Genomic DNA, 22,132 nt, shown 5'->3' on the forward strand with positions numbered 1-22,132 from the left:
TAATTAGTGATTGGAGAGTAAGTACATGACAAAAATTACATTTATTGGTGCAGGAAGTACTATTTTTGCAAAAAACGTATTAGGCGATGCGATGTTAACTCCAAGTCTACAAGATGCACATATTGCATTGTACGATATTGATGAAAAACGACTAAAAGAATCAAATTTAATGCTTAAAAATATTAATAAAAATTCGAATGAAAATCGTGCTGATATTGTTTCTTATTATGATCGCAAAGAAGCGTTAAGAGAGGCTGATTTTGTTATCAATGCTATTCAAGTGGGTGGTTATAAACCTTCAACAGTGATTGATTTTGATATTCCTAAAAAATATGGGTTGCGACAAACTATTGGTGACACCATGGGGATTGGTGGGATTTTTAGAACCCTACGGACACTACCAGTAATGTTAGACTTTGCTAAAGAAATGGAAGAAGTTTGTCCAAATGCTTGGTTATTGAACTATACAAATCCGATGGCGATGTTAACCATGGGTGTTTTAAAAGCGACGAGTATTAAGACTGTTGGTTTATGTCATAGCGTTCAAGTATGCGTACCAGAATTGTTTGAGCATTTAGGAATAGCCGATCAATATGACTTAAATGACTTTCAATGGAAAATTGCAGGCATTAATCATATGGCATTCTTGTTGGAAATTACAAAAAATGGGGAAGATTTCTATCCAACAATTCGTCAGTTAGCTGCAGAAAAACCAAATCCACATCCAGATTCTGTACGTTTTGAATTGTTGAAACGTTTTGGTTACTATATTACAGAATCAAGTGAACACAATGCAGAATACCATCCATACTTTATTAAATCAAAATACCCAGAATTGATTGACGAATTAGGGATTCCGTTGGATGAATACTTACGTCGTTGTGAACAACAAATTAATGATTGGGAAAGCATGCGAGAGGACATTGTAAATAATGGGGAGTTAACACATACGAGAAGCCGTGAATATGCTTCATATATCATGGATTCTATTACGACAGGAACTCCGTCAGTGATTGCAGGAAATGTCTTAAATAAAGGCTTAATCACAAACTTACCGACAGATGTTTGTGTGGAAGTACCTTGTTTAGTCGATAAAAATGGCGTGCAACCAACCTATGTCGGTGAATTGCCAACACAATTAGCTGCTTTAAATCGGACGAATATCAATGTTCAAGAACTGACAGTAGAAGCCGCTTTAACACTAGATAAATCAAAAATTTATCAAGCAGCGTATTTAGATCCACATCTATCATCTGAATTGTCTTTAACAGATATCAAAAATTTAGTGGATGATTTAATCGAAGCACATGGGGACTATTTACCTGAATATAATTAAAAAGAAGCTGAAAGAGTAAGGAATTTTCAATTCCTTACTCTTTTCTTAGTTAAATTTAGTAAAAATATTGACAAAACACTTAGTAAACAGTTACATTAGTGTTAACAAAAAGAAAACGCATTCAAATTGTATAAGGAGGAGCATAAAATGAAGTGGTCTAAAAAAATTATTTTAGCTTGTATAGCACTAGGAGCAACGATCTCTTTGACTGCTTGTGGAAAAAATCAGGAAGATGCAAGCGGTAAGGTAGAAATAGAGTTTTTTAATCAAAAAAAAGAAATGACTCAAACGATTCAGGAGATTGCTAAAGATTTTGAAGCAAAAAACCCTGATATTCATGTAAAAGTTGTGGATGTACCGAATGCTGGTGAAGTAATTAAAACACGTATGCTTGCAGGCGATGTACCAGATGTCATTAATCTTTATCCTCAAAGTATAGAATTGAAAGAATGGGCGAAAGCTGGTTATTTAGAGGACTTAACCGAAGAACCGTATTTAGAGAATATCAAAAATGGATATGCACAACGTTTTGCTATTGAGGATCGTGTATATAGCATACCATTAACCGCTAATGTCTATGGTTTTTACTATAACAAAACTGCTTTTGAGGAAATGGGGATTCAAGCACCAGAAACTTGGGCAGAATTTGAAAAAATAGTAGCTGAGATTAAAGATCAAAACAAAGTACCGTTTGCGATTGCAGGAGCAGAAGGCTGGACTTTAAATGGTTATCACCAACTAGCTATAGCGACTGCTGCTGGTGGTGAAGAGGAAGCGAACAATGTTTGGCGTTTCTCAGAAGTTAATGGAATTAATGCTGAAAGCAAAGAAATGCAAAAAGATTTTAATCGATTAGATTTGTTAAGAGAACCAAAAGCTTTGCAAAACAACTGGCAAGGTGCCGGTTATAACGATACAGTAGTTACTTTTACAAAAGGTGATGCGTTGATTATGCCGAATGGTTCATGGGCAATGCCGATGATTCATTCACAAAATCCAGATTTTGAAGTAGGAACTTTTCCTTTTCCAGCAGATGAAGCAGGTCAAAGTCTAACGATTGGCGCAGGAGACCTAGCCTTATCAGTTTCTGCAACTTCTCAACATAAAGAAGAAGCCAAACGTTTTGTAGAATATATGACAACACCTGAAGCGATGCAGAAATATTATGATGTAGATGGTGCACCGTGTGCTGTTGAGGGCGTTATCGAGAATACTCAGGATTCACCATTAAGTGGTTTAACTGAACTTGCTTTTACTGATCGTCATTTAGTTTGGTTAGCCAAAGATTGGAATAGTGAAAATGATTTTTATACCTTAACAACAAATTATTTACACAATGGCAATCAAAAAGCCATGATTAACGCATTAAATGCTTTCTTTAATCCAATGAAAGCTGACGGAAGGTAGGAAAATAAAATGAAAATAAAAGAAATTTTAAATCGTTACTGGGCAATCATTTTTGTAGCAATTCCAATTATTTTGCAGATGATTTTTTTCTACTTTCCAATGGTTCAAGGTGCTTTTTACAGTTTAACTAATTGGACTGGTCTGACTTATAATTTTGATTTTGTGGGTTTGAACAATTATAAGATTCTTTTTTCTGATCCGAAGTTTATCAAATCGATTGGCTTCACTTTAATTGTGACGCTTTGCATGATTGCTGGACAAATTGGTTTTGGTATTTTGATTGCGCGGGCGTTGAACGCAAATATTAAAGGGAAAACATTCTTTAGAGCATGGTTCTTTTTTCCAGCGGTCTTATCGGGCGTGGTTGTTTCTTTAGTATTTAAACAAATTTTTAACTATGGTTTACCAAAAATTGGTAGTATGTTAGGCATTGAATTTTTACAAACCAGTCTTTTAGGAACAACATGGGGAGCGATTTTTGCAGTAATTTTTGTTTTACTTTGGCAAGGAATTGCCATGCCAGTCATCATTTTCTTAGCGGGTTTTCAAAGTATTCCACAAGAAATTATTGAAGCTGCTAGAATGGATGGGGCGAATGATAAGCAAATTTTTTGGAATATTGAAATCACCTACTTATTACCAAGTATTTCAATGGTATTTATTATGGCATTAAAAGGTGGCTTAACAGCATTTGATCAAATTTTTGCTTTAACTGGTGGTGGACCAAGCGATGCCACAACATCTTTGGGGTTACTTGTTTATAATTATGCTTTTAAAAACAATCAGTTTGGTTATGCGAATGCTATTGCTTTAGTCTTATTTATCTTAATTGGGATTGTTTCACTGGCACAATTAAAATTATCGAAAAAATTTGAAATCTAGGAGGTTTCCCAATGAAAACATCAAAAGAAAAAAATATTTCTAAATACTTGCTTTTATTATTAGGGGGCTTCATGATTTTAGTTCCCTTAGTTTCAACGCTATTCGGTTCATTTAAAACAACACCCGATATTATGAATAATTTCTTTCGTTTTCCTAATCCAGCGACTTTGGAAAATTTCCGAAGATTGTTAGCGGATGGAATTGGTCATTACTTTTGGAATTCGGCAATCATCACAATCATTGCAGTAGTTGCTGTGACAGCAATTATTCCTATGGCTGCTTATTCACTAGCAAGAAAAATGACTCGTGGGAAAGCATACGGATTGATGTATTTATTTTTAATTTTAGGAATTTTTGTTCCTTTCCAAGTAATTATGATTCCGATTACCGTTATGATGAGTAAAATTGGTTTAGCAAATATGTGGGGATTAATCTTACTCTATCTCACTTATGCCGTACCACAGACACTATTTTTATATGTTGGTTTTATTAAACTAAATGTGCCTATCAGTCTGGATGAGGCTGCTGAAATTGATGGGGCTAGTCACTTTACAACTTATTTCAAAATTGTTTTCCCAATGTTAAAACCAATGCATGCGACGACTATTATTCTTAATGCTCTATGGTTTTGGAATGATTTCATGCTACCATTATTAATTTTAAATCGTGATTCTAATATGTGGACACTACCATTGTTTCAATATAATTATACGGGACAATATTTTAACGACTATGGTCCAAGTTTTGCTTCCTATACAGTAGGAATTGTCACGATTACACTAGTTTATCTTGCTTTCCAAAGAAGTATTATAGCTGGAATGAGCAATGGAGCAGTGAAATAACCAATAAATTATTCTCATTATAAAGGAGTTCATAAACTTATGATTATATTTGACAATCACACACAAACATTTCATTTACAAAATAAAAAAATTAGCTATCTATTAGGAATCGAAGAAAATAATTATTTAACGCATCTTTATTTTGGAAAAAAGATTACGCACTATTCTGGTGGGTATCGCTACCCCCGAACAGATCGTTCCTTCTCACCCAACAATGCAAATGCGCAAGATCGTTTATTATCTTTAGATACATTACCATTAGAATTTCCAGGATATGGACATGGTGATTTTAGAGAACCGGCGCATAATATTAAATTAGGAAACGGTAGTCGTGTAAATGATTTTCGTTATGATAGCTACGAAATTCAAAAAGGAAAGCCCAGCTTAGCGGGATTGCCAGCCTTATATACGGAAGATGATGATGAAGCTGAAACGCTGATTATTCAATTGAAAGACGCGATTAGTGGATTGACTTTACAGTTGTTCTACACAATTTATCAAAATCACAGTGTAATTATTCGTTCTACGCAATTAGTAAATAATAGTGATGAAACAGTGGAGATTAACCGCTTAGCTAGTCAATCAATTGATTTTCCAAATCGTCCACTCGAGTTAATTCATTTAAATGGTACCTGGGCAAGAGAACGTCAAATGACTAGAGAAAAAATTCATACAGGGATAAAAGTATTAGATAGTAAACGCGGATCAAGCAGCCATCAACAAAATCCGTTTGTTGCTTTAGTAGATGCCAAAACAGATGAATTTCAAGGAGAGGCATATGGATTTAATTTAGTTTATAGCGGTAATCACGAAACGGTGATTCAAAAAGATCCATTTGACCAAACACGGGTCATTATGGGAATTAATTCATTTAATTTTGGTTGGCAACTAAAAACTGGCGACTCATTTCAAACGCCAGAAGTCGTGATGGTTTATAGTAATGAAGGTCTGAATACGTTATCACAGACGTATCATGAATTGTATAATCACCGTTTAATTCGTGGAAACTATCGTTTACAAGAACGTCCCACGTTAATCAACAACTGGGAAGCAACGTATTTTGATTTTAACGAAGAAAAAATCATGAATATTGTCGATGATGCGAAGAACTTGGGCATTGAAATGTTTGTTTTAGATGATGGTTGGTTTGGCGGTCGTGAAAATGACTTCACTTCATTAGGTGATTGGGTTGAAACAGAAGGCAAACTTGCTTGTGGTTTGGAAAATTTAGCCAAGCAAGTGCATGATAACGGGATGAAATTTGGGATTTGGTTTGAACCGGAAATGATTTCTGAAGATAGTGAACTATTTCGAGCACATCCAGATTGGGCATTGGGTATTCCAGGTCGTGACCGCTCAATTAGTCGAAATCAATATGTTCTTGATTTTTCAAGACAAGATGTTCGTGATAATATCTATCAACAAATGACGGCGATTTTTGATCGTGTACCGATTGATTATGTGAAGTGGGATATGAATCGAAATATGACAGAAGTCTATTCTGTCTTGTTGGACTCAACGATGCAAGGTGAAGTGGCTCATCGTTATATGTTAGGGTTATATGAATTTTTAGAAAAGTTAACAACGAATTATCCAACTATTTTATTTGAAAGTTGTTCGGGTGGAGGCGGTCGTTTTGATGCAGGTTTCTTGTATTACATGCCACAAACTTGGACGAGCGACAATACCGATGCCGTGGCTCGTCTGAAAATTCAATATGGAACCAGCTTAGTGTATCCAATTTCAAGTATGGGTGCGCATGTTTCAGCAGTCCCAAATCATCAAACAGGAAGAGAAACGAGTTTAACTATTCGTGGCAATGCTGCGATGGCTGGTGTTTTTGGTTATGAGCTAGATCTAACGCAATTAACTTCTGAAGAAAAAGCAGAAATTAAAGAACAAGTTGCCTTTTATAAAAAGCATCGCCAACTTTTGCAATATGGAACTTTTTATCGCTTGGAAAGTCCGTTTGAAGGCAATGATACTGCATGGATGTTTGTCTCAAAAGACCAAACAGAAGCCATGGTCTTTTATTTCCGAGTATTAGCAGAAGCTGCGCATCCATTAGTCACATTGAAATTAGCAGGATTAGCAGAAGAAGCAACTTATCAAATGGAAGATGTAACATTTGCTGGCGATGAATTGATGAATCTCGGTTTTTATATTGACTCAGAACTACATGGTGATTATGCGACACAACGCTTTTATTTGAAACAGATATAGTAGCTTGAATTTACAATATAAGTGCAACACCAAAAGAGACTCATTCCAAACGAAGAAAATATGTTTTATTTACACGCATTTACTAAAAAGCAGCCTGATTTGAATTGGGAAAATGAAGAAGTACGTGAAGAAATCTATGCAATGATTAACTATTGGTTAGATAAAGGACTAGGCGGATTTAGAATCGATGCGATATTAAACATCAAAAAAAAACTAGAGTATGGCATCTTTGAATCTGATGGAGAAGATGGGTTAGCCTTCATTGGGCCCTGGATTCTTAATCAGTCGGGCATTGAAGTGTGGTTAAAAGAAATGAGAGAGCGGACATTTAAACCACATAATAGTATGACGGTAGCAGAAGCCGATGTTCCTAATGAACGTTTAGATGAATATATTGGTGAAGATGGCTATTATTCGATGGTTTTTGATTTTAGTTATACGGATATTGATGTACCTGAAACTGGTGAATGGTTTAAAGATAGCCAATGGACATGGACGGATATGCGTACCAATATTTTTACGAATCAATTAGTTACGCAAGATAAAGGTTGGGGCGCCTTATATTTAGAAAACCACGATCAACCACGTTCAATTAATAAATATATTCCAGAAGAATGGATCAATGATTATAGTAAAAAAATGTTGGCGACGCTTTTTATGTTACTAAGAGGTACCCCTTTTATTTATCAAGGACAAAAACTAGGAATGACCAACATAGAAATGGCATCATTAGAAGATTTTGATGATGTAGCTACGCATTCTCAGTATAAACGGGCATTAGAATATGGATTGGCACCAGAGCAAGCATTGAAAGCTGTCAATAAACGAAGTCGGGATAATTCTCGCACACCTATGCAATGGAATACGCAAAAAAATGCCAGATTCTCAACTTCTGATAATGTATGGTTAAAAGTAAATCCTAATTATCCAGAACTCAATGCAGAAGCTCAGTTAACCAATCAACAGTCGGTATTCAATTATTATCATCAATTAATTAAATTAAGAAAAAATAGTGTATACAAAGACGTGCTAATCTACGGACAATTTCTACCAGTGAAAGATAAAAATGAACATATTTTGCTTTATGAACGCCAATTAGAAGATAAAATCGTATTAGTTATCTTAAACGTTACAGCAACAGAACAAGAATATTATGTAGATGAACAGTACCAACAAGTATTAATCAATAATTATGAAGATGTTTTATTAGATCAAAGTCGAAAATTGCGTTTACGACCGTTTGAAAGTATTGTATTAGCTAATTATGGAGGACAATTATGAAAATTAAAAACGAAGCAATGCTCATCACCTATGCAGATAGTTTAGGAAAAAACATGGGCGAATTAAAACAAGTCTTAGACAAACATTTACAAGGTGTTATTGGTGGTGTACATCTGTTGCCTTTTTTTCCATCGACAGGTGATCGAGGCTTTGCGCCGAGTGATTATACGACAGTTGATCCAGCTCTTGGAACATGGGAAGATGTGGAAGCATTAGGTGAAGATTATTATTTGATGTTTGATTTTATGATTAATCACATTTCTCGTGAATCAAAATTTTTCCAAGATTTCAAAAAAAACCATGAGCAGTCACCATACAAAGAAATGTTTATCCGTATTCATGAATTTTTCCCAGAAAATCGACCAACACAAGAAGATATTGATTTAATCTACAAGCGTAAAGACAAAGCGCCGTTTCAAACGGTAGAATTTGCGGATGGTACGACAGAAGAGGTTTGGAATACCTTTGGGGAAGAACAAATTGATTTAGATGTGACCAAAGAAGTTGTGAAAGAATTTATTCGAGAAACCATCAAAGATATGGCGAACCATGGCTGTTCTTTAATTCGATTAGATGCGTTTGCTTATGCGATTAAAAAATTAGATACCAATGATTTCTTCGTGGAACCAGATATTTGGGAACTTTTAGACGAAGTGCGTCAAGAAGCAGCGAAATATGACGTCGAATTATTACCAGAAATCCATGAGCATTATTCCATTCAAATGAAAATTGCCAATCATGATTATTATATCTATGACTTCGCCTTGCCAATGGTCACTCTGTATTCACTTTATAGTGGAAAATCAGAACGTTTAGCCAATTGGTTGAAAATGAGTCCGATGAAGCAGTTTACAACATTGGATACGCATGATGGAATTGGTGTTGTGGACGCTCGTGATTTATTAACAGATGAAGAATTGGATTACACCTCTGAGGAATTGTATAAAGTCGGGGCGAATGTGAAGAAGGTCTATTCAAGTGCCAATTACAATAATTTAGATATTTATCAAATTAACAGCACCTATTATAGTGCATTAGGCGATAATGACCGTAGCTATCTGTTAGCACGTGCGATTCAAGTATTTGCGCCAGGGATTCCACAAATTTATTACGTTGGGTTATTAGCAGGAAAAAATGATATTGAACTGTTGGAAGCAACGAAAGAAGGGCGTAATATTAATCGTCATTACTATGATTTAGCCGAAATTGAAGAAGAAGTGCAACGGCCAGTGATTCAACAATTATTTGCACTTTTAAAATTTAGAAATGAATCTGCGGCGTTTGATTTGGATGGAACGATTGAAGTAGCAACGCCATCAGAATCAGAAATAGTGATTACACGTAAAAATAAAAACGGTAGTGATAGTGCAACATTAACGGCTAACTTGGATACGAAAGAATTTATCATTGAGTCTAAAGATATAAAAATTTTCACTAGTGTTGCATTAAAATTTTAACCTATTCCATAGAACAAAAAATCCTTTATACTAGCACTTGGATGACTTATCCAAGACCAATAAAAAGGACTCATACATGGATAAGTATAAAACAAATACAGCATTTAATAAATGGTTTTCTGCCATAAAATTAGGAAAACTTTCTGTCAACTCCCAAAAATGTATTTTTGATTACAATTCGTATCGTAAAAAACTGTCTTTTGAAGCTGTGCTCAAGCTCTTTCTCTACGCAGTTAATGAAGAAAAAGAAAGTTTGCGTGATTTGAGTACAGCTCTTATCGACCGATCGCTCCAACTAGAAACCGATGTGTCATCGATTAGTCATACCCAATTGTCTCGAGCATTTAATGCACTTGAACCTAAAGTGTTAGAAGAAATTTTTCAACAACTGTTAGAAAAAGTTCAACATCAAATCAAACCAACCAAGCGAAATCATCTGTATCTGATTGATTCCAGTACGTTTTCGCTTAGTTTAAAACGTCATAAGTGGGCGACTTTCCGTCAAACAAAATCAGGTGTCAAGTTACACTTAAACTATTGTTATATGGACGATACCACGATGTATCCGACTGATTTTACCTTAACAAATGCCCATGAACATGATCTCAATCAACTACCAGTATTGGTGAATCAACCAGAGGCAACTTACGTGTTTGATCGTGGGTATTAGGACTTTGAAAAGATGGATCAGATGCATTGGGATGGCTATTTCTTCGTCACTCGGATTAAAAAAAACACCAAAGTTCACGTGATAGATACTCTGGAAACATCGCCAGAAACAGAAATTCTACGAGACGAGCTGGTTCGTTTAGGATCTAAAACCTATCTAACCGCCAATTTCCGACTAGTCACTGTTCAAGATAAGAACGGACGTGTGTTTCAATTTATCACCAATCGAATGGACGTCTCTTCAAAAGAAATTTCTGATATGTATCACGCTCGTTGGCAAATCGAATTGTTTTTCAAGCACATCAAACAACACATGACCATTAAAACCTTCTTTTCTCAAAGTGAAAAAGGCGTGCAGAATCAATTGATTTTAACGATGATTTCCGCTCTCCTCACGTTTCTCATCAAATTGGAGACGAAAACGGAAAAATCAGTGTTCCAAATCAAACGATTCTTTCGTTATTTACTGTTTCAGCCTTTTGAATGTTGGGTAGAAAAATTAATTCCCACATGAGAAAAAAGAAATTTGGCTCGTTACTTTTGGTTTTCAGTTGAATAACAGATAAAAAATTTTCTGGAAAAAGTCATCCTCTGCGTCAGCACAGTTTTTTTTGACTTATTTTCAGAGTAAATAGTTTTCAGAATATTCTAAAATGTTTTATGCAACACTAGTGATATTTTTTAGAATTAGATTTCTAATGTGCATTTTTTGAGTATTAAGGAGCAAGTATACAAAGATTTATAAAGCTGATTAAATTTGAATAAAAATATGCAGGAACGCTACTATTTTTAGTAGTGTTCTTTTTTATATTTGAATAAAAAATGTGGTGGTTAAATGGTGGTTATAACAAAAAATGAATTAATGAAATTAGGTTATGGGAAGTATCAGTCTGAGAGAATCATACGACAGGCAAAAGCAATTATGGTTTCAAAAAGCTATACCTATTACGAAAATAGAAGATTAGGACTAGTACCTGTTGAATCTGTAGAAGAAGTTTTAGATATGAAGATAGAGGTAGAGGAGGATTTTCAGAATCATGGTTAATTTTAAAAAAGATAAAAATGGGAAATATCATTTTACTGCTAGTTTGGGATTCGACAAACGAACAGGGAAAAGAGTACAAAAAAACGTAGAGGGGTTAAAACAGTTAAAGAAGAAAAAAAGCGTATACCGAACTTGTTTCTAATTATGGAAAAGAAGCAGAAACTTCTCAAAGTACTATGTTGTTTGAGGAGTTTTTTTATAAATTATTCCTACCTTATTATCAAGGGAAAGTAGAAGAAAGAACATATAAAAATCGGTGGTTCTGTTGCAAAGTTTTAAATCTACTATCAAATAAGGTAGAATAATAGAAAAAGATAGCAGGAGGAATGACGATGAATCATTTTAAAGGAAAGCAATTTCAGCAGGATGTGATTATTGTAGCCGTGGGCTACTATCTTCGTTATAACCTTAGCTATCGTGAAGTTCGAGAAATCTTATATGATCGTGGCATTAACGTTTCTCATACGACGATTTATCGTTGGGTGCAAGAATATGGCAAACTACTCTATCAAATTTGGAAAAAGAAAAATAAAAAATCCTTTTATTCATGGAAAATGGATGAAACGTACATCAAAATTAAAGGAAAATGGCATTATTTGTATCGAGCCATCGATGCAGATGGTTTAACCTTGGATATTTGGTTACGTAAAAAACGGGACACACAAGCAGCCTATGCTTTTCTTAAGCGGTTAGTGAAGCAGTTTGATGAACCGAAGGTTGTAGTCACAGATAAAGCCCCCTCTATTACAAGTGCCTTTAAGAAACTAAAAGAATACGGCTTTTATCAAGGGACAGAACATCGTACCATTAAATACCTGAATAATTTGATTGAACAAGACCATCGTCCAGTAAAGAGACGCAATAAATTCTATCGAAGTTTACGCACTGCCTCTACCACGATTAAAGGCATGGAAGCCATCCGAGGATTATATAAGAAAACCCGAAAAGAAGGCACTCTCTTCGGGTTTTCGGTCTATACTGAAATCAAGGTATTATTGGGAATCCCAGCTTAAATCATAGATACCGTAAGGGATTTTATTCTTTATTTAAAACTTTGCAACAGAACCCAGAAATATACAATCCGTCATATTATGAGAAGACATGCAACGATCGTTGGTGTTCATATAATCCGCATACACGGATTAAGGCATAGTCATGCTTCTTTGCTTATATCACAATAAAAAGATGCACTTCGAATTAAAGAAAGGTTAAAACATGCTGATGTACAAACGACTTTAGGAACTTATGGTCATTTGTATCTAAATTCATTGAGAGAGATAACAAATGATCCCACAGATTATATCCAAACTAATTTTTCTAAAATCAAACCGACACCTATTTACGATAATAAAAAATAAATGATAAACAAAAGTAGGATCACACCAAAAGAAACACACTAGAAAAACTATAATACAGGCTTTTCTAGCGTGTTGTTTCTTATTTCCGCCTATTTATACATTATACTCATAAAGCATTTAATGCATCGATCGTAGCCGCATTGTCTATATGGGTATATAAAGTTGTTGTATTGGTACTTGAATGTCCCAATTGTTGGGCAGTTAATACCAATGAATTTGTCTGTTGGTAGAGTCTAGTAGCTAATGTATGACGCAGTTTGTGAGGGCTGACTTGAATTCTAAAGCCTTTTGAATATTTTGCTACCATCCGTTCGATTGCAATACCGGATATACGCTTGGCTTCTCCTTGGTAAATTGCTAGAAATAAAGCTTTTTCGTTTTCTGTTACTTTATATCGTTCTTTCCGAATAGCTAGATAATTAGCTAAATATTCCATTGCGAACGCTGCTATATTGACCGCATCTCTCTTATTTCCTTTTCTAGTTACTACCACATTATTCTTATCTAAAGATAGGTCATCTAAATTAATATTTATAACCTCGGAGAGTCTCAATCCAGATCCTAAAATCAGTGCATTGATCGCCAGGTCTCTTTCTACATCTCGTTGATAATAGATCAAAGCTCGTTTACTCAAAGTATTTTTATATTCATTGGCAATATAATCTAGATAATTTTGTGTATCCTTATCTAGAAATAATTTTTTCTCAATGGCATTGGCACGTGCAGCTAACGTAGTTTTATCTGTGATGGTTGCTACTTGATCCATAGGATTATTGTCTAAGTATGGTTTTCCTAGAGGATTATTGGAACTTTTCGAAAGATATTTAAATAGAACCTTTAATGCCGTGATATTTCTATTGATAGTAGAAGTAGATAGACCTAAGTTATTATTATCTTTGAGCTTAGTTTTTGTTGTCTCTTTTTTTACATTTTCTTTTGTGCGACGTTTCAAATGAGATTTGTACAAGTTTAGGTCATAGGCAGTTAACTGTCTTATCGAGGTGATAGAAGTATCAGGAACGATAGACTCACTCAGAAGCCATTCATAAAAGAGCTTATAATTTTTTAGATATTCTAAAGTGGTTCGAGGTGATTGATCTTTATCCTCACGATCTTGAACAAAATCTTTTATATAATCGGGCATATGAAGTATGATTGTATCTATTTTTTGATATATTTCTGTATTTTTCATGTCATTCATCCTTTCAATAAGTAGGGGAGAAGAGTATCTCTATAATTGGACTATACCAATTATAGAATGTTTTGTCAATTGGTATGCTCTAAAATTTATTAATTTGTTTCAAAAAAAGCATATAAACAGGTATACGTTTAATAATTTAAAATAAATGGTATACATAAATAGGGAAGGAAATAGAAGGGAGCAATCTAAATTTTTTGAATTTTCTTAATTAATTATATAGAAAGAACAATCTTTCTATAGAGTTAGACATGAGAGGGACTATGCTTGATTTAAAATCAACAAGCGTATATACTGTATATACAAAGAAAAAGGAGGGAGAAGACTATGGCAATTAAAGAAAGAAAATTTAGGGAAGTGGGGAACTCAGTAGTATTAACTATTTCAAAGGAGTTTCTTAAAGAAAATGGGTTAAATCCCGGAGATACGGTTTTTTTAGATGAAGAAAAACTTCGAGCGGCAATTACAAAAAAACAAGCCTTATCTGATGAAATTGATTTAGCAATATCTCAAGCATTAACTGAATATGATACTACTTTTAGAGAGCTTGTCGATAAATGAGTATTCATTACCTAGAAGCCAAAGATATTATAAAAATGAATGTAATCCAAATAAAAAAATACTCTCCTAATGAACCCCTTGGTGTAAAGGATGCGAATGCTTTAGAAATGTGTGTAGGGCAACTTCGAGCCTCAGCTTTTGGTGAAGAGGTTTATCCTTCGATTTATGAAAAAGCAGCTATCCTACTTATACAATTGATAAAGAAACATCCTTTTCATAATGCAAATAAACGTACTGCTTTCTTAGCTACTTTTGTCTTTTTGAAAATCAATGGACAGCTTTTAGCTATTGATCAAAAAGATGCTGTAAATTTAGTGGTATATATTGCTACATATGATAAGGATTTTGACCAACTAAAATATGAAGTGATCAACACTATAAAGACACATACGAAACCCATTTAAGGAGTTGCTGTATGTGTCTTTATAGTGTTATTAGCTGCTATAGCGAAATAATTGAAGTAAATTACAAATAGCTATAATTCAAATCCAACTATACAGAAAACGTAAATTTTCTATATACTTGGATATGCTGGAATGTTTAAGAGAATAATTACATTTCTAGAAAATACAATAAAAATTACAGGATAATTAGCCATATCCTACCTCCTCTAGCAGTTGCTCAAAAGTTAGCACTAAGTAACTTCTTTTTTGTTGCTGGTAACAATTTATCAATACTAAAATAGCTTTTAAGTATCTAATAAATACTAATTTTAAAGCTCTTAATTATTATGAAACACGATATAACAATATTGCTATATCGTGCTATTGTAATATTATACATTTGAAGACAGCGTATTCTTGTTCTAATATCAGGAATTTTTTATAAATATCAGTCATATTAAGACTCAAAATTTATTGGTATGTTCCTCTGTATAGAGTTTGACCGTCTACCATTATATAGCAATTATTATCATTGTTGTCTTGCACCAATATACCGTTAAGGGTAGCACTAGGAGTAGTAACAATCACTGGAAACTCATGAGAAAGCTCGGTCATTTTTCCTGTTCTGCTAGAATCGTGTTCTATTGTCAAGCCATTTACTATAAACGTGAATACTTTACTTCCTATTGTTATAGTAGCTTTTTGAGAAACAGTTTCTGTAGCTGGAGCTGTGCTTCTTTCCGAATTTGTTAGGGTTTCACTGGATTCATTGCTATAAACAATTGTAGAGGATTCTACGGCTTCTTGAGTGTCCACGTTGGTGCTGCTAGCTTCATCTAGCTTCCTTTTGTATTGTTCGTTACTGATTGCTAAGCTTTCCCGTTGGTCATCAAGCTTATTCATTTCTGTAATGGTATAAAATAATCCTCCTGCTAGTGCTATATTAACAACTAAACTAACCGCAAATAATACCTTTTTCATTCTTCCTTCTCTTCTTTCTCTTTTTGTAATTCCTTACTTTTGGCTCAAAAAGTCACTTATTAAGTTTATACCAACCGAAGCTAAATATTTGTATATAACTATACATGTTATATACTTTAGCTCATATTGCTGGATAATGTTCATTCTAGTCGACTCCACTTATTATCCTGGTAAAATTCAATGTGCCGTATTTCGTCGTAGTGAATTTTGTCTTTTCCAACGTAGATTCCCAGCTCATCACTACCTAAGATCTTTCCAACAATATCGTATGGATAGTATCCTTCAGCGTTTCGTTCTTCTTTTTGGATACATACTGATCTATTTTTTATGACTGCAGCGTTCAATACTTTCACAATATCTTCAGTCGTCATTTGTTCTTTTGCCAAATTATGATTGGTACGTTGCTCATTGTCCGCATCGATCTCTTCAGTATGATCAGATAAATAAAACCCTGCCCACTTTAAACGACCACGATCATTGTAATCAATCATTTTTAATTCCCCCATTTCCGCCCGCATGACCACCAACAAGTGTGCTTCTAGTAATGCTTCTAGCGCCTTCTAACATTGAAGAAGCATGTACAATCGACGTAAAACCATATTTTTGCCGAATCTTGTCAATAATTTTATCTAAATTTTCTTCGTCAATTTGCTTTTGTGGATCACTAAATAAATCCAGCTGAAGCGAATCAGTATAAAATAGCTTGCTGTAAGTGATTCCGACGTGGCGGACTTCTTGTCCTTCATAATACTTATCAAACAAGAAAAGACAATAATTCTGCAATTCCTTTGTATTGTCTGTGATAGGGATTTTCATCTGGTGTGAGAACCCTGGTCTCGTTTCTAAGATCGATGTACCAATGTTTAAATGGACACATCCTGTTTTACAATTATGCTGTCTGATACGAATGGCTACTTGTTCCGCCATTTCTTTTACAACCAGCTCGATTTCATTTCTTCTAGTATAATCACGTGGCAACACTTGTGAATTACCATAGGACTTTTCTTTTGTCGGTTCTGGTGGGATTGCTATATCAGTTCGATCAATACCATTTGCATGAAAGTATAGCTGTAAGCCAATCACACCTAAACGGCTCTTAATGGTGTATGGATTCCAGTTAGCAAGATCTCTAATGCTCATAATTCCCATCTGATTGAGTCTTTTCTTCATTCGAGAGCCAATGCCCCAAAAGTCCGTCATTTCAGGAATATTCCATACTTTTTCAGGAACGTTTTCGTACGTCCATTCCGCAATAAATCCTTCATTATGCTTTGCTTCATTGTCTAAGGCTAGTTTAGCCAAAAGGGGATTATCGCCGACGCCTACCGTAGCAATCAAACCTAACTCTTCTTTAATACGTTCTTGGATCATTTGAGCGAGCTTCTTCCTTCGCTGACTTCGTGTTCCTTCAGTCGTAAAAAGATTCAGTGATCGGGTCACTTTTAAGATTGATTCATCGATCGAGTAAATCAGTAGATCTTCATCAGCCACATATCTTCTGAAAATATTATTTACCTGCATATTTCGCTTGATATATAGGTTCATACGTGGTGGAACAACGTGTAGTGTTTTAGGAAATGGTTGTGGTAAGTCACGTGGTCTACTCACATTTGTAATACCATACCGCTTTTTTGCTTCAGGAGAAGAAGCTAATATCAATCCTGAACCAGTATTATCAGATCGACTCATAACAACAAGTTCTGTTGTTAATGGATCTAAATTTCTTTCTATACATTCGACACTTGCGTAAAAGCTTTTCATATCGATTAAAAAGTAATCATTTACTGGCTCTTTTGAATAATCCATCATAAATAACACTCCATTCTTTCACATTATACAAACATATGTTCGATATTGTAAAGAAGAAATAGCTAAATACATAAAAAAAGAAGCATAGGTATGCTATCCCCCTACTTCTTCTTTTGATTTGTATAGTTAACTCATTGTATCTTTTTATTATATATTTTGAAAATCGATTAATTATCATTCTTAGCTTTTCTTATAATACTATTATTTGTCAAATTAAGCGAGACAAAACTTTCCATTTACGTAACTCAAAAAAACTTCTAATGGTGTTTGGTAATTTAGTGATTTTCTAGGGATATGGTTTCTTTTGGACGCAACGGATGAGATGAATCCTTGATTGACTTGGTTGAAGTCCATTTCTTTTGGTAGTCCATCTTTTCGGAGGAGTCCGTTTGAATGTTCATTTAATCCCCGTTGGGAAGGCGTTCCTGGGTCTGCGAAATAAATATCAATATCATTCGTATTACTAATACTTTTCCAATTAGAGAATTCTTTTCCACAATCAAAGGTAATTGATTTGAAAAGATTTTTGGGTACGGATTGAAGCCATTCATTAATCGAATTTTCAATATCAACTGCCTTACGGCCTTCTGGTTTCAAGGCGATAATGGCTTTTGAAAGTCGCTCAACGAGTGTGATGACGACACTTTTATGGTGGATGCCGACAATCGTATCACCCTCTAAATGTCCAAATTCTTCTTCGAAAACGACATAATCTTTTTTACGTTCAGAAATATTTCTTTTGAATGTCTGTTTTCCACGTTTTTCCTTATAACCATTTGGTTTTCGTTTTCCTTGCATCGGTAAATGTAAAACATTGAATTCTCCCGTCTTAAACCGGCGATAGAGGGGTACTTACTGAACAAGAGAAGGTTCGCTCTGCACGGCCAATAATGACGTCTGGGGTCCAACCTTCAGTTGATCTTTTTGCAATGTATTCTTTTTCCTCAGCAGGAAAAATGATTTCGGTTCTCCCACAACGTCGCTTATTTTCTTTGTATTGTTCAAAGTATTCAAGTGCTGTTCCACCACATTTGAGAAAGTTATAGACATTGTAAATTGTTTGGCGTCCACGTTTAAGCTGCTTCGCAACGATAGCAACCGGAGTTTCTTGATGAAAATATGCTTCTATCATTACAAGCTCGTTTGGTGTAAGATGGGTATAAGTCATTTATGTTCACTCTCCTTGTATGCTTTAGCGGGTATTACAATTTGAGTGTAACATAAATGGCTTTTTTATTTGTCTCGCTTAATTATACAAACGGCGAATTATAAATAACTCATAAAAAATATTTTGACTTTCAAAATCACTTTTGCTACCAGAAGTTGAGGCGAAGTGTTTTAAGCATAGTTGTACCCTAGTTTGACCGTTAAAAATAAATAACGATCGCTAGAGTGCAACTATGTTTGTTTGCCCTACCGTCAGCGTCGGCTTGGCCTCTCACATCCATTACCGTCGGGATTATCTCCGTTACATACCCTTACAAAATACGCCCTGTAAGCATTGCATGAAACCACCGTGCATTTGCACCGTATTTCCGCCCTAGCCGTTCAAATCGGTCGCTACCACCATTCAGAAACACGTGCGGTAATGGAAGGTTTGGAGGAAGCTATCCAGACCACTAACGATTGTCCCTATCGTCGTACGTTTCACTCAGATCAAGGTTGGGCGTATCAAATGAAAGCTTATAGAAACAAATTGAAGGAGTACAAAATCTTTCAAAGCATGTCTCGGAAAGGGAACTGCTTAGATAATTCACTTATGGAGAATTTTTTTGGCTTATTAAAACAAGAGATTTTTCACGGGAAAGTTTATAACTGTTTCGAGGAATTAAAATCAGCCATCGATAGCTATATCTATTACTACAATAATGAACGGATAAAACAGAAATTAAACTGGCAAAGTCCCGTCCAATTTCGTAAAACAACCGTTACGGTTGTGTAAAAATATCATTTTAGAGCATGAAAAAAAGAGTGGATTTCTCCACTCCAAAAAAGTCTAACTTTTGGGGGTCACTACATTTTTGATCCTTTTTATTTGATTAATTATATCCAGCTGGATAATAATTTTGGGGGCAACATTTCTATCTTACTATTATCTTCCTAAAGTAGTAGACTTTCTTATTGGGAAAAATTACAACAAAAAGGAGTGGCTTAGTTGACAACTCCTTTTTGTTTACAAATCAATTGGATATCTATAAATTGTATTTTCTAACGAATTTTATAGACATTAAAAAATTAATTTGACGTTAAATACTTCCTCCAGAAAGTATTGAGATTGGTAAAATATAATCCTTATTTGTCTTTTCGCCTTTAATTTTTTTCAGAAGAATATCCACAATAAGACTTGCAATTTCATCAATTGGTTGTCTTATTGTTGTCAATTGTGGGAAAAATTTCTCAATGAAAGAGGTACCATCGTATCCAATAATTTTTAAATCTTCTGGGATATTAAGTTTAAGTTGATGAGCAATTTTCATAGTGAGAATGGCTGTTAAATCATCAGAAACAAAAATACCATCTGGTTTGTGATTTATAATAGTTGACTTTATTTCCATTTCACGACGGATAGTAGACAGATTATTAGGAATTTTGAAAATTTTTCCATTTGGATTTTGAAAAGAAAAACCTAGTACACGTAATTCTGTGGGAGAATCCGTGTTATCATTTCCTGTAATCATAATGGTATTTTGACAACCATTTTTTTGTAAAGTCTTAGCTGCAAGTTTTCCCCCTTCAAAGTTATCTGAAGAAACAATGGAAACATTAGGAGCTAAATTTCTATCAAAAGCAACAATAGGTGCTCTCACACGCTCATAATCAGCAATTCCAAGATTATGGCTTGATGAGATTATGCCATCAACTTGGTTGGCTTCAAGCATTTCAATGTATTCTCTCTCTTTAGCAGGATCATTTTGACTATTGCAAATAATCGTTTTATATCCATGTTTAAATAACTCGATTTCAAGATACTCAATGAGTTCAGAGTAAAAGATATTACTAATATTAGGAAAAATAAGACCAATAAGCTGAGGTGACTTTCCTTGAAGTCCACGTGCTAAATTATTTGGTTTATAACCAAGAGTTTTCATAGCTTCATGAACTTTTTGTTTTGTTTTTTCTGATAAATATCCCTTATTATTAATGACGCGTGAAACGGTTGTTGGGCTAACTCCAGCTAATTCAGCGACATCAGTTAATTTTGCTACCATTTTGATATTTTAATTCAAAGTATTTTCCAGTCGGTTCGCCTGATTTGATTTGAATACCATTTTGGTGATTTTCAGGGAATACACGACTAGTAAACACTTTTTCTCCTTTATTAATAAAAATCTCAATGATTGAGTTATCTACAAAAATGTTAGCAGTTGTTTCTTTAGTATCAATTGAGCATTCACGAATCGTACCAAAGTCAGTGGCATATTGAATGCCTGCTTTGCTGCGATCTAAAATGATTTTTCCTTCTTTGGTATCTACAATCAAGCTAAGTCCATTTCCTTTACTATCAGAGAAAAGAAGTAACTCCGATTTCTGATTTGGAGGAAAAGTTAGTTCAAGCTCATAAGTATTATTTGTTTCTGCTTTTGCTGTAAATTGTTCAGAACTAGCACGTAATGATGTAATAGCTTCTACTGGATATTGGTAAAGTTTACCATCTTTTATTGAAAGTTCTTTTACAAGACTCATTGCTCCCTGATAATTATACTTGTCAGTTGGATAATCAATGTCGGGAAGACCAATCCAACTAACAATTAGCGTACGTCCGTCGGGAGTATTAAATCCTTGAGTAGCGTATGCTTCAAATCCATAATCAAGGTTTTGAATTTCAGAAGCACCCACAAGTTTTATATTTTCTGTATCAAACGATTGACATATTTTAAAAGTATTTGGATAGATATTATCATAATTAAGTTCAGATTTATCCAGTCCTTGAGGACAATAAATTATAACAGGTTTTTCATCTACAAATAAAAGATTTGGACACTCAATCATGTATTCTGAACCAGTGCTGCCAAAATCAAGGTTACCAACTTCTTCCCAGGTTTCAACATTATTGTCAGTAGCTTTATAAACCTTGATAAATCCTGATTTTTCTAGATTTTGTGCTCCAACAATTGTATATAATTGTCCTTTATAATTAAAAATTTGTGGATCACGAAAGTGTTCTGTTACATCAGCAGGTTTATGAATAAGAATATTCTCACATTTCGTAATATTGTGGTCTTTATCCATCCACGCCCCGATTTGAAGCGTATCACGTATCCATTTTTTATCACGAACGTTTCCTGTATAGAATAAAAATAACTTACCATCTACTTCATAAGCAGAACCAGAATAAGCGCCGTGACTATCATGTTCGGTATCAGGACGGAGCTCTGCTCCCGTTACATAAAAATGAACTAAATCATCTGATTCAGTGTGTATCCATTCCTTTAAACCATGAGCAGCTCCAAATGGCCAATTTTGATAGAAGAGATTATATTTTCCATTAAAAAAAGAAAAACCATTGGGATCGTTTAATAATCCTGTTCTAGGCTCAATATGATAACTAGCATGCCAAGGTGATTGATTTACATTTTCGTTGATTTTTGCAATCTCTTCCTTGCTCCAATCAGAATAAGCGCGGTATCGAGTTTCTTGAGGTAAATTCATAGTCTTCTCCTCCTTTAGTTTATCTGTCTACAACTAGCATGGTAAACGTT

18 protein-coding genes and 4 pseudogenes are annotated in these 22,132 nt (G+C 34.5%); 15 read left to right on the plus strand and 7 right to left on the minus strand.

Annotation, left to right across the window (positions count from 1 at the left end):
- The first annotated feature begins 25 nt into the window (after positions 1-25).
- The 12 genes and pseudogenes from melA to AC1F25_RS12980 form a co-directional block, all read left to right on the plus strand.
- Positions 26-1,336: an alpha-glucosidase/alpha-galactosidase gene (melA, locus tag AC1F25_RS12925; protein WP_002329911.1), complete on the plus strand. Its 1,311-nt coding sequence runs from the start codon at positions 26-28 to the stop codon at positions 1,334-1,336.
- Positions 1,337-1,483: 147 nt separating this feature from the next.
- A complete protein-coding gene (locus tag AC1F25_RS12930; RefSeq protein ID WP_002290371.1) occupies positions 1,484-2,743 on the plus strand; it encodes an extracellular solute-binding protein in 1,260 nt (419 codons plus the stop codon).
- Between the two features lie 9 nt (positions 2,744-2,752).
- Complete coding sequence (locus tag AC1F25_RS12935; RefSeq protein ID WP_002290370.1) at positions 2,753-3,625, plus strand: carbohydrate ABC transporter permease; 873 nt, start codon at positions 2,753-2,755, stop codon at positions 3,623-3,625.
- 11 nt (positions 3,626-3,636) lie between these two features.
- The gene (locus AC1F25_RS12940) at positions 3,637-4,467 is read left to right on the plus strand and encodes a carbohydrate ABC transporter permease (RefSeq protein ID WP_002290368.1); all 831 of its coding nucleotides are present in this window, start codon (positions 3,637-3,639) and stop codon (positions 4,465-4,467) included.
- Positions 4,468-4,506: 39 nt separating this feature from the next.
- Positions 4,507-6,690 (plus strand): alpha-galactosidase, encoded by a 2,184-nt coding sequence (locus AC1F25_RS12945; RefSeq protein WP_002324534.1) that lies wholly within the window; start codon positions 4,507-4,509, stop codon positions 6,688-6,690.
- Positions 6,691-6,750: 60 nt separating this feature from the next.
- Positions 6,751-7,971: an alpha-amylase family glycosyl hydrolase gene (locus AC1F25_RS12950; protein ID WP_002341307.1), complete on the plus strand. Its 1,221-nt coding sequence runs from the start codon at positions 6,751-6,753 to the stop codon at positions 7,969-7,971.
- Positions 7,968-9,428, plus strand: a complete 1,461-nt coding sequence (gene gtfA / locus AC1F25_RS12955; protein ID WP_002335326.1) for a sucrose phosphorylase — start codon at positions 7,968-7,970, stop codon at positions 9,426-9,428. Before AC1F25_RS12950 ends, gtfA begins: the two co-directional genes overlap by 4 nt.
- A gap of 76 nt (positions 9,429-9,504) precedes the next feature.
- A pseudogene (locus AC1F25_RS12960) lies at positions 9,505-10,611 on the plus strand (IS4 family transposase).
- Positions 10,612-10,932: 321 nt separating this feature from the next.
- The gene (locus AC1F25_RS12965; protein ID WP_049142164.1) at positions 10,933-11,142 is read left to right on the plus strand and encodes a DUF3173 domain-containing protein; all 210 of its coding nucleotides are present in this window, start codon (positions 10,933-10,935) and stop codon (positions 11,140-11,142) included.
- Positions 11,135-11,284 carry a hypothetical protein gene (locus tag AC1F25_RS12970; protein WP_002290356.1) on the plus strand — a complete coding sequence of 50 codons (150 nt, stop codon included), beginning with the start codon at positions 11,135-11,137 and terminating at the stop codon, positions 11,282-11,284. Before AC1F25_RS12965 ends, AC1F25_RS12970 begins: the two co-directional genes overlap by 8 nt.
- 190 nt (positions 11,285-11,474) lie before the next feature.
- A complete protein-coding gene (locus tag AC1F25_RS12975) occupies positions 11,475-12,155 on the plus strand; it encodes an IS6-like element IS1216 family transposase (protein ID WP_181824928.1) in 681 nt (226 codons plus the stop codon).
- A gap of 51 nt (positions 12,156-12,206) precedes the next feature.
- Positions 12,207-12,500: pseudogene (locus AC1F25_RS12980) on the plus strand (site-specific integrase); the annotation flags it as partial.
- Positions 12,501-12,606: 106 nt separating this feature from the next.
- Here the strand turns inward: AC1F25_RS12980 and xerS are convergent.
- On the minus strand, positions 12,607-13,692 hold the full coding sequence (xerS, locus tag AC1F25_RS12985; RefSeq protein ID WP_002290352.1) for a tyrosine recombinase XerS: 1,086 nt from the start codon (positions 13,690-13,692) through the stop codon (positions 12,607-12,609).
- A gap of 333 nt (positions 13,693-14,025) precedes the next feature.
- Between xerS and AC1F25_RS12990 the strand changes: the two genes are divergently transcribed.
- Together AC1F25_RS12990 and AC1F25_RS12995 are read left to right on the plus strand one after the other, a co-directional pair.
- Entirely contained in the window at positions 14,026-14,259 is a 234-nt protein-coding gene (locus tag AC1F25_RS12990; RefSeq protein WP_002290351.1) for an AbrB/MazE/SpoVT family DNA-binding domain-containing protein, read from the plus strand.
- Positions 14,256-14,663 (plus strand): type II toxin-antitoxin system death-on-curing family toxin, encoded by a 408-nt coding sequence (locus AC1F25_RS12995; RefSeq protein WP_002297442.1) that lies wholly within the window; start codon positions 14,256-14,258, stop codon positions 14,661-14,663. Before AC1F25_RS12990 ends, AC1F25_RS12995 begins: the two co-directional genes overlap by 4 nt.
- Before the next feature lie 450 nt (positions 14,664-15,113).
- Here AC1F25_RS12995 and AC1F25_RS13000 read toward each other — a convergent pair whose 3' ends face one another.
- From AC1F25_RS13000 to AC1F25_RS13015, 4 genes and pseudogenes are all read right to left on the minus strand, one after another.
- Positions 15,114-15,623 carry a hypothetical protein gene (locus tag AC1F25_RS13000; RefSeq protein WP_002295345.1) on the minus strand — a complete coding sequence of 170 codons (510 nt, stop codon included), beginning with the start codon at positions 15,621-15,623 and terminating at the stop codon, positions 15,114-15,116.
- A 140-nt stretch (positions 15,624-15,763) separates the two neighbouring features.
- Entirely contained in the window at positions 15,764-16,114 is a 351-nt protein-coding gene (locus AC1F25_RS13005; RefSeq protein WP_002290348.1) for a hypothetical protein, read from the minus strand.
- On the minus strand, positions 16,107-17,432 hold the full coding sequence (locus AC1F25_RS13010) for a Y-family DNA polymerase (protein ID WP_002330091.1): 1,326 nt from the start codon (positions 17,430-17,432) through the stop codon (positions 16,107-16,109). The genes AC1F25_RS13005 and AC1F25_RS13010 overlap by 8 nt, the downstream gene beginning before the upstream one ends.
- 213 nt (positions 17,433-17,645) lie before the next feature.
- A pseudogene (locus AC1F25_RS13015) lies at positions 17,646-18,600 on the minus strand (IS30 family transposase).
- Between the two features lie 393 nt (positions 18,601-18,993).
- Here AC1F25_RS13015 and AC1F25_RS13020 point away from each other — a divergent pair.
- Positions 18,994-19,374, plus strand: a pseudogene (locus AC1F25_RS13020) (transposase); the annotation flags it as partial.
- A gap of 304 nt (positions 19,375-19,678) precedes the next feature.
- Here AC1F25_RS13020 and AC1F25_RS13025 read toward each other — a convergent pair.
- Positions 19,679-20,641: a LacI family DNA-binding transcriptional regulator gene (locus tag AC1F25_RS13025; protein WP_047936808.1), complete on the minus strand. Its 963-nt coding sequence runs from the start codon at positions 20,639-20,641 to the stop codon at positions 19,679-19,681.
- A complete protein-coding gene (locus AC1F25_RS13030) occupies positions 20,622-22,082 on the minus strand; it encodes a sucrose-6-phosphate hydrolase (protein WP_047936809.1) in 1,461 nt (486 codons plus the stop codon). Before AC1F25_RS13030 ends, AC1F25_RS13025 begins: the two co-directional genes overlap by 20 nt.
- Positions 22,083-22,132: the final 50 nt, after the last annotated feature.

It is taken from the genome of Enterococcus sp. M-BR2 (assembly GCF_056612775.1).

Excerpts from the sequence above, each read along its gene's own strand:
- AC1F25_RS12975 (WP_181824928.1), top strand. The coding sequence starts at position 11,475 with ATGAATCATTTTAAAGGAAAGCAATTTCAGCAGGATGTGATTATTGTA.
- AC1F25_RS13010 (WP_002330091.1), bottom strand. The coding sequence starts at position 17,432 with ATGATGGATTATTCAAAAGAGCCAGTAAATGATTACTTTTTAATCGAT.
- AC1F25_RS12970 (WP_002290356.1), top strand. The coding sequence starts at position 11,135 with ATGGTTAATTTTAAAAAAGATAAAAATGGGAAATATCATTTTACTGCT.
- AC1F25_RS12930 (WP_002290371.1), top strand. The coding sequence starts at position 1,484 with ATGAAGTGGTCTAAAAAAATTATTTTAGCTTGTATAGCACTAGGAGCA.
- melA (WP_002329911.1), top strand. The coding sequence starts at position 26 with ATGACAAAAATTACATTTATTGGTGCAGGAAGTACTATTTTTGCAAAA.
- AC1F25_RS13030 (WP_047936809.1), bottom strand. The coding sequence starts at position 22,082 with ATGAATTTACCTCAAGAAACTCGATACCGCGCTTATTCTGATTGGAGC.
- AC1F25_RS13025 (WP_047936808.1), bottom strand. The coding sequence starts at position 20,641 with ATGGTAGCAAAATTAACTGATGTCGCTGAATTAGCTGGAGTTAGCCCA.
- AC1F25_RS13000 (WP_002295345.1), bottom strand. The coding sequence starts at position 15,623 with ATGAAAAAGGTATTATTTGCGGTTAGTTTAGTTGTTAATATAGCACTA.
- AC1F25_RS12965 (WP_049142164.1), top strand. The coding sequence starts at position 10,933 with ATGGTGGTTATAACAAAAAATGAATTAATGAAATTAGGTTATGGGAAG.
- AC1F25_RS13005 (WP_002290348.1), bottom strand. The coding sequence starts at position 16,114 with ATGATTGATTACAATGATCGTGGTCGTTTAAAGTGGGCAGGGTTTTAT.
- gtfA (WP_002335326.1), top strand. The coding sequence starts at position 7,968 with ATGAAAATTAAAAACGAAGCAATGCTCATCACCTATGCAGATAGTTTA.
- AC1F25_RS12990 (WP_002290351.1), top strand. The coding sequence starts at position 14,026 with ATGGCAATTAAAGAAAGAAAATTTAGGGAAGTGGGGAACTCAGTAGTA.
- AC1F25_RS12950 (WP_002341307.1), top strand. The coding sequence starts at position 6,751 with ATGTTTTATTTACACGCATTTACTAAAAAGCAGCCTGATTTGAATTGG.
- AC1F25_RS12945 (WP_002324534.1), top strand. The coding sequence starts at position 4,507 with ATGATTATATTTGACAATCACACACAAACATTTCATTTACAAAATAAA.
- AC1F25_RS12995 (WP_002297442.1), top strand. The coding sequence starts at position 14,256 with ATGAGTATTCATTACCTAGAAGCCAAAGATATTATAAAAATGAATGTA.
- AC1F25_RS12935 (WP_002290370.1), top strand. The coding sequence starts at position 2,753 with ATGAAAATAAAAGAAATTTTAAATCGTTACTGGGCAATCATTTTTGTA.
- xerS (WP_002290352.1), bottom strand. The coding sequence starts at position 13,692 with ATGAAAAATACAGAAATATATCAAAAAATAGATACAATCATACTTCAT.
- AC1F25_RS12940 (WP_002290368.1), top strand. The coding sequence starts at position 3,637 with ATGAAAACATCAAAAGAAAAAAATATTTCTAAATACTTGCTTTTATTA.